The organism is Streptomyces sp. NBC_01320, from assembly GCF_035974375.1.
In the GTDB taxonomy this organism is placed as follows: domain Bacteria; phylum Actinomycetota; class Actinomycetes; order Streptomycetales; family Streptomycetaceae; genus Streptomyces; species Streptomyces yanii.
On record NZ_CP108390.1, the window covers coordinates 2,334,470 to 2,349,140 of the forward strand.

Annotated in this window: 13 protein-coding genes and 1 pseudogene; 4 read left to right on the forward strand and 10 right to left on the reverse strand. The window is 69.0% G+C overall.

Going from position 1 to position 14,671, the window contains the following annotated elements; all coding sequences use genetic code 11:
* Positions 1–142: 142 nt before the first annotated feature.
* Positions 143–400, forward strand: coding sequence for a ferredoxin (locus tag OG395_RS10960; RefSeq protein ID WP_327242727.1), 258 nt, complete (start codon positions 143–145; stop codon positions 398–400).
* On the opposite strand, the gene OG395_RS10965 is transcribed toward OG395_RS10960, so the two are convergent.
* The 4 genes from OG395_RS10965 to OG395_RS10980 are packed head-to-tail and all read right to left on the reverse strand — an operon-like array spanning position 376 to position 6,485.
* Positions 376–1,614, reverse strand: coding sequence for a hydroxymethylglutaryl-CoA synthase family protein (locus OG395_RS10965; protein ID WP_327242728.1), 1,239 nt, complete (start codon positions 1,612–1,614; stop codon positions 376–378). The two genes, OG395_RS10960 and OG395_RS10965, sit on opposite strands and share 25 nt — an antisense overlap.
* A complete protein-coding gene (locus OG395_RS10970; protein WP_327242729.1) occupies positions 1,611–1,856 on the reverse strand; it encodes an acyl carrier protein in 246 nt (81 codons plus the stop codon). The genes OG395_RS10965 and OG395_RS10970 overlap by 4 nt, the downstream gene beginning before the upstream one ends.
* Positions 1,853–2,830 (reverse strand): LnmK family bifunctional acyltransferase/decarboxylase, encoded by a 978-nt coding sequence (locus OG395_RS10975; protein ID WP_327242730.1) that lies wholly within the window; start codon positions 2,828–2,830, stop codon positions 1,853–1,855. Before OG395_RS10975 ends, OG395_RS10970 begins: the two co-directional genes overlap by 4 nt.
* Positions 2,820–6,485 carry an alpha/beta fold hydrolase gene (locus tag OG395_RS10980; protein ID WP_327242731.1) on the reverse strand — a complete coding sequence of 1,222 codons (3,666 nt, stop codon included), beginning with the start codon at positions 6,483–6,485 and terminating at the stop codon, positions 2,820–2,822. Before OG395_RS10980 ends, OG395_RS10975 begins: the two co-directional genes overlap by 11 nt.
* Before the next feature lie 129 nt (positions 6,486–6,614).
* Between OG395_RS10980 and OG395_RS10985 the strand changes: the two genes are divergently transcribed.
* A complete protein-coding gene (locus OG395_RS10985; protein WP_327242732.1) occupies positions 6,615–7,331 on the forward strand; it encodes a PIG-L deacetylase family protein in 717 nt (238 codons plus the stop codon).
* A 77-nt stretch (positions 7,332–7,408) separates the two neighbouring features.
* Here OG395_RS10985 and OG395_RS10990 read toward each other — a convergent pair whose 3' ends face one another.
* Positions 7,409–8,320, reverse strand: coding sequence for a DUF6039 family protein (locus OG395_RS10990; protein WP_266978202.1), 912 nt, complete (start codon positions 8,318–8,320; stop codon positions 7,409–7,411).
* 73 nt (positions 8,321–8,393) lie between these two features.
* A complete protein-coding gene (locus OG395_RS10995; RefSeq protein WP_327242733.1) occupies positions 8,394–8,939 on the reverse strand; it encodes a DUF1697 domain-containing protein in 546 nt (181 codons plus the stop codon).
* Between the two features lie 212 nt (positions 8,940–9,151).
* Between OG395_RS10995 and OG395_RS11000 the strand changes: the two genes are divergently transcribed.
* A complete protein-coding gene (locus tag OG395_RS11000; RefSeq protein WP_327242734.1) occupies positions 9,152–9,796 on the forward strand; it encodes a YbhB/YbcL family Raf kinase inhibitor-like protein in 645 nt (214 codons plus the stop codon).
* A 196-nt stretch (positions 9,797–9,992) separates the two neighbouring features.
* On the opposite strand, the gene OG395_RS11005 is transcribed toward OG395_RS11000, so the two are convergent.
* The 4 genes and pseudogenes from OG395_RS11005 to cpt form a co-directional block, all read right to left on the reverse strand.
* Entirely contained in the window at positions 9,993–11,807 is a 1,815-nt protein-coding gene (locus tag OG395_RS11005) for an ABC transporter ATP-binding protein (protein ID WP_327242735.1), read from the reverse strand.
* A 519-nt stretch (positions 11,808–12,326) separates the two neighbouring features.
* Positions 12,327–12,875, reverse strand: coding sequence for a DUF1062 domain-containing protein (locus OG395_RS11010; RefSeq protein WP_327242736.1), 549 nt, complete (start codon positions 12,873–12,875; stop codon positions 12,327–12,329).
* A gap of 211 nt (positions 12,876–13,086) precedes the next feature.
* Positions 13,087–13,254 (reverse strand): annotated as a pseudogene (locus OG395_RS11015) (transposase); the annotation flags it as partial.
* Between the two features lie 303 nt (positions 13,255–13,557).
* Positions 13,558–14,088, reverse strand: a complete 531-nt coding sequence (gene cpt, locus OG395_RS11020) for a chloramphenicol phosphotransferase CPT (RefSeq protein WP_327242737.1) — start codon at positions 14,086–14,088, stop codon at positions 13,558–13,560.
* A 116-nt stretch (positions 14,089–14,204) separates the two neighbouring features.
* Here cpt and OG395_RS11025 point away from each other — a divergent pair, with 116 nt between their 5' ends.
* Positions 14,205–14,588, forward strand: coding sequence for a hypothetical protein (locus OG395_RS11025; protein WP_327242738.1), 384 nt, complete (start codon positions 14,205–14,207; stop codon positions 14,586–14,588).
* The last annotated feature ends 83 nt before the right edge of the window (positions 14,589–14,671 follow it).

The window sequence follows — 14,671 nt, forward strand, 5'->3', positions numbered from 1 at the left end:
CTCCCAGGCGTATCTGAGACAGTGCGCAGCCTGACCCGGGAGGAAACCCGCCAGCCACTCAAGATTGAGCACTTTGTTCGAGTGTCGAAAACCTGCTCAATCCTGTTCAGCGGAGACTCGACAGGATGCCTAGCCTGGCCGCATGCGTATACAGGTGGATGAGGAGAGCTGCGTCGGAGCCGGCCGCTGCGCATGGGCGGCCCCGGAGGTGTTCGACCAGGACGAAGACGGTTTTGTGGTACTCCTCGACCCCGGTCCGCCGACGGAACTGGCTGACCGGGTCTACGAGGCCGTCACGATGTGCCCGGCCCGTGCCATCGCTCTGGACGAGTCGGCCGGGCCGGACGGAACGGATGGGGCGGACGGGCCTCGGTCTCAGTCGTCCGGCAGCCAGGCGTAGGTGCGGTGGTAGTCCTCGACACCCGTGAGAACGAGCATGTTCCGGTCGCCCATCGCCCTGCGGGCCAGCGGGCCGTAACGGTCCAGGTCCGTGGTGCGGTGGGCGACGGGAGTCAGGCACCGGGAGTTCTCGGTGAGCAGCGCCTCGTATTCCCCGAAGGTCAACTCGACGCGTTCGCTCAGCCGTTCACCGATGTGCAGCGCGGCCAGTTCGGCTGCGGCGCCCGGTGCGAGGACTCCGCTGAAGAATTCCGAGGCGCAGCCCGAGCCGTACGAGAACAGCCCGACCCGCATGTCCGCCGTGTCCACGGCAGAGTCGATGAGGCTGCACAGGGCCAGATAGACCGAGGCGGAGCAGAGGTTGCCGACCTGGCGCGGGTAGACGAGGGACGGGATCACCCGGCGCTCGAAGTCCTCGGCGATCTCGGGCTGCGCCGCGTCCGTGTTGTCACGCATCAGCTTGCGGTGGGCAGCCCTGACCATGCCGGCGAACGGGGTGTGCATGGCCAGCTGACCGAAGGTCTTGCGCAGGTCGACCGACTCCACCTTGGAGGTGTAGTCGCGGTAGGAGTTCGCCAGGCAGTCGAGGTAGGCGAACAGGGATCGGTCGGAGTCGGCGATGTCGAACTCCGGCCCGGGGCGGGCCGAGTCGAGCGTCTCGTAGCCGTAGGTACCGAACGCGCCGAGGTCCAGCCGGAGTATCCGCGGCTCGTCACTGATCAGTACGGCGGCCGCGCCCGCGCCGGTGGCGGGCTCGGCGTACTCGGCGCGGGCGTCCACCAGTGCCACGTCGCTGCCGATGACGAGAGCCTTGCCGCCGGGCGAGGCGGCGGAGGCGAGATAGCCGGCGCAGAGCTGGAGCGCGGCGGTGGCCGCGTAGCAGGCCTGTTTGACCTCCACCATGCGGCAGTTGCGGCTGAGCCCCAGCTGCTCGTGCACATAGGAGCTCACCGACTTGCTGTAGTCCACGCCCGACTCGGTGGAGACGATCAGTATCTCGATGCGTGATCTCGCCTCGTCGTCGAGAGCCCTCACCAGCGGCGCGGCGGCGTTGACCGCATTGGTCACCGTGTCCTCGATCGGCAGGTTCACCGCCCGTTCGTCCATCAGCAGGTTCCCGAGCCGCTTGGGGTCGAGGCCCCGCCCCTCGAACAGGACGGGGACCGGGATCCGGGCGGGTCCGCAGTACACATTGAGTGCCTCGATGCCGATCACTGCTGCCTCACCTTCCAGAGAAATCCGACGAGCGCGCCGATATCCGGGATGTCACTGAACTCCGCCATCGGCCGGTCGATGCCCAGCCGGTCCTGGAGGGAGATGATGATCTCCACACGGTCGACCGAGTCGGCCCCCAGGTCCCGCAGATGCGCCGCGTCGGTGATCCGCTCGGGGGCGACGTTCGGCAGGATGTCCGTGATCGCCTCATGGACGAGGCTCCGCAACTCGTCCCTGGTCACTGTGTTCCCTCCGCCGTGACGTGCAGGGTGCTGACGGCGATGACCTGGCCGGTGCCGGTGTTCTCCAGCACCACGGTCACGATCTCGTCGTGGGGTGTGCCCGGGCGGACCCAGCCGGTGACCTCGACGGCCAGTTCGGCTTCGGGGTCCGCGTTGCCGAGGTAGCACATCCGCTGGTCCAGGACCGTACGGCCCATGAAGTCGTGGACGTCCCGGCCGAGCCCGCGCCAGTGGCGCAGCAGGGCCCAGTCGGTGATGGAGAAATAGGAGGCGAAGTACAGCAGCCCGACTCCGTTGATGTCACGGGTGGCGTCGACCGCGTACGTCAGCCGGGTGGGCCCGGTCGGCAGCCTCCCGGGGGGCTCCCCGTCGAGGAAGGTCCGGTTCGTCCGGGCATTGCGGTAGTCGGCTCGCGGTGAGTGGGGGGCGGGCAGCCGGGGCAGTTCGGCGTAGTGGAAGTCGGGGGGCGAGGAGCGCACCAGGTCCTCATTGCTGCCGGTGCGCCCCCGGCTGATCCAGCGGTTGAAGTTCTCGACGTACAGGCAGTCCTCGTCCTTGCCCGCGTAGAACGCCTCGGGGTCGAACGGGCCCTCGTCCACCGAGGTGTCGCTGTCCTGCCTGCGCACGGTGTGCAGGGCGAGCACCGATTCACTTCCGTAGTTGAACAGACCGGAGGTCACCCGCAGCCGGTCGCCGAAGTTCAGGGCGCCCACATGGAAGCGGCGCCCGGCCCGGATCCGGAAGTAGTAGAACGACAGATAGGCGGGCTCACCGTGCCGGTTCCTGGCGGCGAACACATCGACTCCGCACAGGGCGCTCACCGCCTCCCAGGTCCAGTCCCCCAGCTGCCCCACGAACAGACCGGTGCCGCACATGCCCGGGGCCACGGTGACATCCCGGCTGACCGTGCTGCGGTCCAGAATGCGCGGCGACGCCCAGCCCGGAAGCCCCGGCGTGCCCGTCTCATCCTTCATCTGCGTTGCCTTTGCGTCCGGCGACGGTGAGGAACCCGTGCAGTACGGCGTTGAGTGCCGCGGCACAGGTCACCGCCGGGAAGTGGCCCGCGTCACGGATTTCGTGGAAGCGGGAGCCGGGGATCGCCGCATGGAGCCGACGGCCGGTCGCGATCGGGACGACGGTGTCCCAGTGTCCGTGGACGATCTGGACCGGTGCGGCGATGTCGGCCAGTCGGGGCCCGAGATCGGGCGTTGCCGCGAACACATCGAGGTAGCGCAGCCCGCTGTAGGGGGCCATGCTCTCGGAGCGCAGCAGGTGGGCGCGGTGCGCCTCGCGTTCGCGGCGCAGCCGGCGGGAACCACTGCCCTCGGCCGCGTACGAGAGGTCCCGGTCGGCGACCACGTCGAGCCGGTTGATCTCGCCCTCGCGGTTGTTGAGGGTGGCCGAGCTGCCGATCAGGGTCAGTGACGCGGTGTCGTCGGGGAGTTCGAGTGCGAAGGTGAGGGCCACCAGCCCGCCGAACGAGGACCCGGCCACGTGCACCGGTCCGGTGACGCCGAGCCGACGGACGGCGGACAGGTCCGTCCTGGCCATGCCGGGCAGGCTCAGTTCGGAGCCCACGGTCGACGCCCCGACACCGGGGTGGTGGACACATATCACGGTGTACCGGTCGGCCAGCGCGGCGAACTGTTCCGCGAACACTCCGGCACCGATGTTGAACGGTGTCATCAGCAGGAGCGCGGGGCCCGAGCCGGCGATGAACACCTCGACATCGGCGTCCCCGATCCGCAGCAGCTCACGTCGTACGTCCGGCTGCCGCTCACGGAGCACGGCACCGTTGTCGTCCCCGGGCGCGTATCCCTCTTCCAGCTCCTGCTGGATGTCCTCGGGAACGGCATCGCGCGGATGGAAGCCACCCTCGCCGTCCACCGCCATCAGCTCCGGCACAGGCGTGGTCGAGGTGGCCAGGGCGACGAGTGCGTCGGCCGCGGCGTCGAGTCGGGCCGCCGGCAGCTCCGGGGGCACCGCGAAACGCACGAGCCGGTCACCGTCGTCGCCGGGTACGGGTCCGGCCCTGACGCCCGTCTCCCGGTAGATCCAGACGAGAGCGGAGACGACCCGGTTGCTGTGGTTGCTCAGCTGTGCCAGTTTCCCCAGGTCGAGAAGGACTTGGTGGCCGTGGCCCGGGTCGAGGACGGGCAGCCCGGCGTCGGACAGCCGGGCGCCGAGCCGGGCCACCGCAGCGGTCCGCCGTGCCACCCGCGCGGCGGACGCCCCCAGGTCCGCGAGCGCCGCGCACACGATCCGGCGGGCGCCGAGGCTCAGCCCCTCGCCGTACAACAGGACCTGTTCGTCGATCCGTCCGGCCAGGGCGGCGTCGCGGCACGCCAGTAGGGCACCGTAGGGAACACCGTGTTCCGCGGGCAGGGACAGCACCGCGACATCGGCGGTGCCGAGCAGGACGGTGAGGCTCGCGGACACGTCCTCGGCTCCGGCGGAGCACTCCAGCAGCCGGGTGGCGTCGAGCACCGCCACCCTGTCCGGCGGCGCCGCGGCGAGCGCGGCCCGCAGCTGTTCCGGGCCGTCCCCGGGTGCGGGCGTCACGCGTATGTACGGCCGGGGTCCGGGCAGGCAGCGGCCCAGCGCGGCGAGGGCGGCCGAGCGCGAGGCGAACAGGGTGATGTGGGGCTGCGGAATCCAGTCCGGGGGCGTCTCACCGACGGCGCACGCCGCGAGCTCCGTCATCCGCTGAGCGTCCCCGCCGTCGCCGTCGTACCACCAGGCACCGGCCGCGAGATCGAGGCCGGGGAAGCCCGCCGGGAGCAGTGCGGTGTTGTGATGGTGTGCGGCGAGCAGCCGTTCGCGTTCGGCCACCGGGCCGGGCACGGGATCCTCGACGCGCACGCTCCGCGGACGACACTGCGGATCCGGGTCCGTCTGCTGGGCGGGGGCCGTGATCCCGGTGGCGGCGGGAGTGAGCCGGGGGTCGGCGATCATCAGGATCACATCCGACACGGACGTGGGTTCCTCGTCGGCCGGACGGCACAGGTAGATGGGGGTGTTGAGCGGCCGGAACTTGTTCTTGAACTGGAAGTTCCCCTCACCGAAGATCCCGGCGGACCGGAGCTCGCTGAGGCCTTGCTCGACCTCCGGCTCGCTGGTCGCCGAATCGGCGATGCTCACTCCGAAGCTGGCACCGAAGCTGAAGGTGTCGCAGCCCTCCGCGACCAGTTGCCCGATGATCCGTACGATCGCCAGGTCGAGTCCGCCGAGCGGCATCTCGGGCGGATAGAACTCCAGGTCGAGCAGGTATCCGTTGGCGGCGGGCAGATCGGTGACGATCACGACATTGACCAGCTCGTCATCGAGATGGGTGAGGAACGGGCGGTAGCGCGGGGCCAGTTGTCCGGACCGGATCTCCTCCTTGACCACGGAGACATACGGATTGGTCATCTGTTTGTTGCCAGTCCAGGAGTCGATCATCGATGCGATCCGGCCGTCGGTGGCGGGATCGCTGCCGCTGCGGTATTCGACCGTGCGCCACTCCCCCAGCCGTTCGGCGCGCCGGACGAGATAGCGCAGACGGGACATGGGCCCGCCGTCCAGGCTGAACGAACCGAGGTTCTCCAGCCGTTGGACCGCACCGAACGGCGTGGCGGTGAGCGGGACACCGCCCGCTTCGGCGAGCGGGATCAGCGCGAGGAAGTTGGCCTTCAGCCCGTTCTTCCGCGCGTAGGCCACATATTCGGCCGCGAGCGGGGCGAAGTTCTCGTCGCTGCCGACGTAGCTCCAGGCGAAGAGGTTTCCGTCCCGTTCGGAGAAGTTGAAGTAGGCCGACCTGCGGGAGCCGAGGAAGGCCAGGGGCGCGATGTCCCGTCCGGCGAGACCGCTCTCCACCGCATGCCGTGTGTGGAGATCTTCCAGGACAGCGGCCAGGGCGGGCTGGTCCATGAGTTCGCGTTTGACGAGGACGGCCGGCTCGCCGTCGGCCGCCGGGCGGACCTCGTCCAGCGGCTGCGGTGAGCTGCCCGCCGGTCCGCCACCGGCGCCGTCGGCCGCGCCGAGGGTGATCAGGCCGTATCCGTCGGCCAGGTGAGCCGCGAGTCCGGCCACCGACGGCTGATCGAACAGCAGCGTCTTGGGCAGCGAGCCGAGGCGTTTCTCCAGAACGCTGATCATCCGGAGCATGTCGAACGAGGTGAACCCGTTGTCGGCGAAGGCGACGTCCCGGTCGAACGCCCGGCCGGTGACCTCGGCGGCCAGCGCCGCTAGTTCCTCCGCGAGGTCCCTGTCCGCAGCGCCGGATCCGGCACCGGTCGGCTCCTCGGCGCGATAGCCGGCGCGGGGCCCGGGCTCGGCCACCGTTGCCGCCACCGGTCCGTCCGGCGGCCCGGTCTCCGGTGCGCTCGGCCCACCGGTCACGGCGTCCCGCGCCGCCACCGTTTCCGCGAACAGCTTCGCCAGCAGCGTGACGGTGTCGTGGTCGTACGCCTCGGCCGCCTGCAACTCGACCCCGAGGTCCTGGCTGAGCGAGCGGACCAGCTCCATCCGCAGGATGGAATCGACACCGAGGTCGTCGAACGGCGCACCATCAGCGATGTCCCCCGCCGGCACTCCGATCACATCGGCGAGCCGGTCACGGACCAGGGTGGTCAGTTCCGTCGGCTTCATCGGCCACCTCCAGGGCCCGACAGTAACGACGGCGATCCGTACCGCCTGCCCAAATCTGAGCAGAGAGCACGACCGACGGGTCGATTACATGGACCGTCGCACCACCCACACCCAGGGATGGAGAACACGATGGCCGACACTCTCGAACCGATGCCCGACGACTGGAGCAGGGCGCTCGCGGTGGTCGCCCACCCGGACGACATGGAGTTCGGCTCCTCGGGCGCCGTCGCTGCCTGGACCGCCTCCGGAAAGAGCGTGGCGTATGTACTCGTCACCCACGGAGAGGCCGGCATCGACAGCATGAGCCCCGCCGAGTCCGCGAAGGTGCGGGCCGACGAGCAACTGGCCAGTGCGCGGATCGTCGGCGCGGCACCGGTGGAGTTTCTCGACCACCCCGACGGGTCCGTCGAGCACGGGCCGGCACTGCGCCGCGACATCGCCGCCGCGATCCGTCGGCACCGGCCGGAGCTGGTGATCACCTGCAACCACCACGACCGGGCCATCGGCGGTGGCTGGAACATGGCCGATCACCGCAACACCGGGCGCGCGGTCCTGGATGCCGTGGGGGACGCGGGGAACCGCTGGATCTTCCCGGACCTCGACCTCGAACCGTGGGCGGGGGTCCGTTATGTGGCCATCGCCTCGTCGCCCGTTCCGACCCACGCGGCGGATGTCGGTGGCCATCTCGACAGCGCGGTGGCCTCGGTGGAGGCGCACGCCGCGTATCTGGCGGCGCTGGGACCGCGGTTCGCCGACGTACGGGGGCCGCTCACCGGATATCTCACCGCGACCGGGGCCCGTGCCGGACTCCAGTCCGCGGTGCCTTTCGAGCTTCTTGTGCGCTGAGAGGTCCGGCCGCCAGACCAGCGCCGTGGGCCCGTACACCGAGGTGTACGGGCCCACGGGGCTCGGCCGACGCCCGCTCAGCGCAGCGGTGTGGTGCGCTGATGCGGAATCAGCAGGGTGTCCTTGATGCTCGCCGGACGGAACAGCCGGTCCCACTTGCCGCCGCCCTTGCTCGGGTGCAGGCGCTCGGCACCGTACACCTCCTCGGCGGTGCGGCTGGAACGGTCGAACTCCGCCAGTGCGCGGTAGTCCTCCAGGGTGCGCAGGTGGATCAGCCAGTGGATACGGTCCTGCTGGCCGAAGGTCTCCTCGTACAGCAGCGAGGTGACCCGTCCGGCCAGCTCCCGGTTCACATGGCCCTGCCAGTTGAACGCGAACTGGCGTCCCTCTTCACGGAATTCGTAGAGCACCTCCGCGCTGCGCATGACGATCGCACCCGCGTTGGCCGAGTTCAGCTGGAGCTCGGCCGGCTGGCTCAGCTGCGCCCCGGCGGGCGGAACGAACGTGCCGGTGTCCTCATGGGAATGGTCGTCGTGGATCAGTCCGTGCTGGCCGAGCATGATCCGCTCCTGGAGCGAACCGTAGGTGAACATCCGCTCCCAGTTGCCGCCTCCCTTGGCCTCCGGCAGACGGTCCTCGTTGGTCGCGATGTCGAGGTACTTGTCGTCGTGCTCGACCATGTCGAGGAGCTTGCTGTAGTCGTTGGGTGCCTTCATCTGGATCAGCCAGTGAAGACGGTCGCGGGTGCCGAACACCTCCTCGTAGCAGAAAGTGGTGCAGACGCCGAGCTGCGCCTTGTTTATGTGGTCCAGCAGGTCGACGCTCCACTGCCGGCCCTCGGTCGAGAACTCGTATGCGAGCTGGCCGGTCCGGTGGATGATCATCCCTGCGTTGGCCGAGTGCAGGAGTTCCTCGATGGGGAGCGAGGTCTGGTCCAGAGCGGTCGGCGTCGGGCCGGTCACGCTCGGGGTGGGTTCGGTGACGGTCATGGGTAGCTGCCCTCTCGTCGGCTGAACCTGTTCTAGGCGATGGGCGGCCTTGAGAACCGCCCAGTATTGAGCGTCAGGACGCGCCCTTCTTGGCCGCGTCGAGAATTTTCACCACGGTGTGGAAGTAGCGCGTCGTCGCGTCGCGGCCCAACGCGCGTTCCTGAAAGCCCTTGGCCGCGGGTGCCTTGCCGTTGATCAGATACCAGACGACAAAGGCGTCGTATGCAGTGCTGCCTATGATCTCCATGTCCTTCTTCGGGGAGATCAGCGGCAGAGCCAGATCCGGATCGATCCGCTCGGTCGTGAACACCACGCAGCAGCGCATGTCGTGGGTGACCGTGACGTCCTTGAACGGGTCGAGCGCGATCAGCGCCTCCAGTTCCGGGACCGTACGCAGACAGACCGCGACCTCGTAGCCGAGCGTCCCTCTGAGATGGTCACCGATCCGGGTACTGAGCACGGCACGGTCGGTCTCGTCGGACTCGAAGAAGACGTTCCCGCTCTGGATGTAGCTGCGCACGGAGTCGAATCCCATGTCCGTGAACAGCCTGCGCAAGTACTCCATCTTCACCGAACGGCCCGGCACATTCATCCCGCGCAAGAACGCGATGTACAGCAAAATCCAACCACCTGTCCGCAAGAAAGGGGGAACCTCGGCGTGCGCCCGACAGCGTAGCGGTGACGGACGGGCCCCGCCGGGGAGACGCGGACGGCGGTGTACGGCCCCGCGCACGGTGTGCCGCGGGGCGCCGCTCAACTTTGGGCAGCGGAAAGCCCCGGGCTTCCGGCAGGCTAACCGCCACAACGGACTCACGCCGGAAAGGACCAGACGTGCGCTTGAAACGGACGATCACCGCCCTGGCGGTCGCGGCCACCACCTCCCTCGTCACCACGTTCGCCGTGGCCCAACCCTCCACCGGGACACGGCATCACCAGGATGATGTCCTCACGGTGGCTCAGCGCCCGGCGCTCCCCGCGTCCCTCCCGAGGTTCTCCGTGACCCTGCCCGACATTCCACCGGGCGGGACCTTCGGGCAGGAGAACCTGCTCGACTGGGGCGGCTGCACCGGCGGGAACAAGTCGCCCGCGATCCGGTGGTCCGGGGCGCCGGCCGGGACCAAGAGCTATCTGATCTCGCTGTTCGACCTGGACTCCAAGACCTCCAGTGGATTCTGGCACTGGTCCGTCTGGAACATCCCGGCCGGCACGACCTCGCTGCCCGAAGGCGCCGGAACGCCGGGCAATCCGGGTCTGCCCGCTCCCTCGGTGCTCGGCAGGACCGACTTCGGGATGACCGGCTACGGCGGGGCGTGCCCGCCGCCCGGGGACACTGCGCACCGCTATGTGTTCACCGTGGCCGCGCTGGACACCGCCGACATCCAGGTTCCGCCGGACCTCCCGATGGCCGCTGTCAATGTCGTCATGCAGGAGCACGCGCTGGCGGCGGGCTACCGCACCGTACTGACCGGGCTCTGACGGTCCCCGCCCAGCGAACCCGACGAGGGGCCGGGACGACTCGTCCCGGCCCCCGCCGTGCGCACGGTCCCCGCATACGAGTGGATTTCCGGTCCGTCAAGGCAGCGGGTCAGTCCCCGGCGGCGTCGGGAGAGACAGCCGCTTCACCCTTCTGGGAAGCCGGCACGTTGCCCCGCGGAGGCCACCGGGCTCGCGTTCAGTGCCGGTCGGCCTGCGGCGCGGGAGTGTCGTCGAGGAAGCCGCCCGACTGGTGCTGCCACAGCTTCGCGTAGGCGCCGTCCGACGCGAGCAGCTCCTGGTGCGTGCCCTGCTCGACGATCCGTCCGCGGTCCAGGACTACGAGCCGGTCCATGGTGGCGACCGTACTCAGCCGGTGCGCCACCACGAGCGCCGTCCGACCGTCCATGAGCCGCCACAGCGCCTCCTGGACGAGAATCTCGCTCTCGGAGTCCAGGGCGCTGGTCGCCTCGTCGAGCAGCAGGATCGGCGCGTCGCGCAGGATCGCCCTCGCGAGGGCGACCCGCTGGCGCTGTCCGCCGGACAGCTTGAGCCCGCGCTCGCCCACCATGGTGTCGAAGCCGTCCGGCAGCGCGTCGGCGAACTCCGTGACGTGCGCCGCCTCGGCCGCGCGGCGGATCTCGGCGTCGGTGGCGTCCGGCCGGGCGAAAGCGATGTTGTCCCGCAGCGTGCGGTGGAACATCGCCGGATCCTGCGGCACGTAGGAGATCAGGCTGCGCACATCGGCCTGACGCAGCGTGCTGATGTCCTGACCCCCGATCAGGATTCGGCCGGCGTCGATGTCCGTCATCCGCAGCAGCAGCCGGGTGAGCGTGGTCTTGCCACCGCCGGACCGGCCGACGAGGCCGATCCTCGCACCGCTGTGCACGGCCAGGTCGAGGCGTTCGAAGAGCGGTTCCGCACCCGCGTGGGCGAAGGTCACCTGCTCGAAGCGGACATCGGCGGCCCGGGACAGCAGCGGCTCCGGCGACGCCGGGTCGAGCACGGTCGGCGGCGTCAGGAGCAGTTCGGTGAACTGCGCGGCCTCCGTCATCGAGCTCTCCAGGCGGCGGTAGATCTGGTTGAACTCGAACATGATCCGCGTGGCGTTGGTGTAGTACGTGAAGGCGACAACGACCGCCTCCACGCCGTGCGCGCCCCCGCCGAGAGTAACCGCGAGCAGCAGGCCCATCGCGTTGGTCAGCACGGACATCGGCGCGACCAGCGTGTCGATGCGCAGGTTGCCGTAGTCCCACGAACGCAACGAGAGCCGCCGCGACTCCGCGACGCGGGACCGGTGCTCGGCGGCCTCGCGTTCCTCGGCGGCGAACGCCCGAACCGTGTCCATGTTCATCAGGCTGTCGGCGACGTGGCCCGACACCCGGGCGATCGCCTCCTCGCGCTGGTCGACGAGCGACTGGCGGCGACGGATGAGGGGCGCCACACACAGCGCCGTCAGCGCGATCATCGCCAACAGCCCGACAACGAGCAGCGGTTCGTAGCGCCACAGCACCACCGACCCGAACACCAGCGGCACAAAGCTGCCCACGACCGAGAACGTCAGCGTGTCGACGAACTCCTCGAAGCGGGAGGCGAAGCTCAGGACCCGTTTGGTCAGCGACCCGGCGAAGTTGTCGTGGAAGAACGCGGTGTCCTTGGCGAACAGTTCGTCCATGCCGATCACGTACAGGTGCTCGATGCCGAGGGCATCGAGGCGGTTCAGGAAGTGCAGGCCGATACGCCACAGCGTCTCCGCGAGGAGCAGCACTCCCGCGAAGGCAAGGACGTAGGGCAGCATCGAGCCGATGGTGGTGTCGGCGTCGCCGGCGATTCGGCCGACGAGCTTCGCGACGACCAGCGGCGCGATGTAGGCAATGCCGATGTTGCCCAGCGCCGGCAACAGCATCGCGGGCACCGTCAGCCGCCGGAGCCTGGCCAACTCCCGTCCGTAGTGACGAAGTGCGAGGAGCACCGAGCCCCTGCCCGGCGCTTCGCGCGATTCAGGCGATCCCATACCACCCCTGTGTGGTCGTGCGGCAGCCCGCCTCGTACTTCTGCGGGGTGAGGCCGTTGCCTCAGTGGCCGCGCGGAGCTTCCGTTCGAGTAAGTGCGTCGCTCGGGTCCTCGTGCGACAGGTGGGGCACGGCGGCAGGGCCCCCGCGCAGCTCGTGGCGACGCAGACGTGCGAGTACGGGGAGGCCGGGCCCGGAACCTCAGTGTTCCGCGACAGCGCCCGCGGAGTCCAAGCGTTTTTCTTGGCCGGCGGCAGCCCCGCATGTGGGTAAGACCGGCCGCAGCCCACACCACTTCGCCGAGAACGTCCCCGCCCCGGACCTCGAGCTCACGCCGGAGGACCCGGTCGGATACCCGCGGGCCTGACGTTACTGCTGGACGACGCCTCCTCGCGAGCTTCGTCTCCCCTCTCTTTTCCGGCTTTTCCGGACTGGCAACTGCGTGGCGGTGGACGGAGGCGGACAGGGTTAGGGCCTGACCGGCGAACCTTGCCGGACAGGCCCCTGGTCCCGAGGAGGGCTCAGCGCTTGAGCATGAAGGTGAAGTCGGCGGAGAGCTTGCCACTCAGCCGGACTGCCGAAACGAGTTTCCCCTCCGTGATCAGTCTCTCGACCTCGGCCCGCGAAAGACCGCAACCTTCAGCAATCAGTCGCACCGGCCGGACAGGGATCCGCGCCGCAAAGCGGACCGAGACGTCGATCACCTCGCGGTCCAGGTGATCCGATCCGCCGGTGTCGAGGCGCCAGGCGTTGTCCCAGTCGAGAGCGATGCGATTACGGCGCCGCACGACCGGATCCTGGAGCAGCTCAGCTGCCAGACCAGGGTCGTTGCCATGCAGCCGGTCCAGCAGCTCAGGCCGTACGGAGCGCACATTCATCCGCTCCAGGACCGTGAGCTTTACCGTGTCCCCGCAAGCGGTACAGAGCACAAGGAGCCAGGCGTCGAGGAGCTTGTGGTTTGCGTTGACGCGAAATTTACCGTTTGCCCGGAAGCGCTCGGACGCGCACGCATGGCAACGGCGGAGAACGGTCGGCAGGCAGGTGGGCATGACCACCCAGCTATTGAGCACAGAAGTACACCGGTTTCAGTGAGAAGTCCGCAGCAAAAAGGAGCACGGCGCACATGCGCGACGCGCGACACATCAGCTCTCGGGAGGTCTCACAGGGTGTACAACGGCTCGTCCTTGCCTGGACAACTTGGCTCGGCAGCACGGTAAGGCAGCACAGCGGCGCTGCTCCACTGGTTTTCGAGCGCCTCTCCGCCAGGTTCCATCCGGCGCATCACGGACGAGGCCAGAGCCGGATCGCGGCGACGGTGACGGTGCCGTGGAAGACGTAGGCCCGCTCGTCGTACCTCGTGGCCACGGCCCGGAAGTTCTTGAGCCTGTCGATCGTCCGCTCGACCTCGCTCCTACGCTTGTAGATCGTCTCGAAGCCGGCGGGAGTCCCTGCTCGTGTCACCACCAGTCGCTGTCCCAGAAGCGCATGACCGTTGTTCAGGGCGGCGTTTCAGTGAAGACGGGCATGCCGAGGTCGGCCGGCTGAGGCCGGCCGTCGACCGAGGGACGTGCTTCGGCTCGGCGTGTCCTTCGGTAGTCCCGCCAACACCTCCTTGGCACGCGCCAACGCACCCAAGATGCCAACGCGCCCTCATCCGCAGTGAGAAGGGCAACCGCTGGGGAGGACGGCCCCGCCACAGCGGCCTGATCGTTCCGGCGCTGCGGTCGGAGCGGCAGACAGCCGGGCGGCCGATCACTCGGCATGTGCGGCGATGGTCCGTGCACACTCCATCGACTCGGCGTGCGTGGTGTCCACTTCCAGGTCATAGACCACGCCCTGGTGGACGACGTCCGCCTGGGACGCGGCCATCCCCGTGACCCGATCGCCCCGTGCGATCTCACGACCTGCGGCGACCGCGCTCTCGCACCTGACACCGACCCACAGCACTCGCAGGCCGCCGAGGTGTTTCTGCCATCGCTGCTGGGACGCCGCTCCGCCGAGGAAGACCTCATCGACGATGAGCCGGGCACCCGCACGGGCCATCGCGGCAACACCTTCGATCCACGCCGCTTCCAATGTCCGGAACTCCGGCCCGATGATCACCTCGCCGTCCGGAGCGAACTCGATGCCCGCATCCGATGTCTGCATGGACCCGGGCATCGCGTCGACCAACGTGTCGACCCCGAGGACCAGCCATGGATCCGGCAGGACCGCCTGCAGACACCGGGAGATCCCGGACTTCCCCGAGCTGGAGCCACCATTGAGAACGATCACCTGAGTCATCACCGCGCCACAGTAGACGCACCGCCACGACGCTCGAAAGCCAACGTATCCACCCTGCTCGGCCCCGGCACAGCCAGCCCGTCCGACAGAACGGCCCCTCCCGCCCGAAGACGCATATGAGCCGCATCCTGGCCAAGCCGGACGAGGAGGCCACCATGCTCGTAGGGCTCACGCCGGCCGGTGTCCGGCAGGCGATCCTGGCCTTCATCGCCGCGTTCGGCAGCGCCCGGCGGGCCCGCTGCTTCACCACCGGACGCCCCGTCCCACCCCGGGTCCCGTTCGGCCCGGCGAAGTCCGTAGGCGTGGTGGCCGCATCGCTCGCCACGGCGTGCCTCGCCGGCCGCACCTCGGACGCCTGGACGGCAGTGGTGATGACGGTGGCGATCGTGGCCGTGATCACGCTACCGGCCACGATCGCCGCCCTGCTCCGGGACCGCGAGCCGTCGCGCACCTCACCGCCCGCCGCTCAGCTTGACGCTGAGCACGGCCGGGCCAACTGAACCACTCACCGGCCGATTGAAGCACCCGTACTCCAGCCGGACTCGATCGCACACCCCACGACCCCGCGCATTGAACGCCCGTA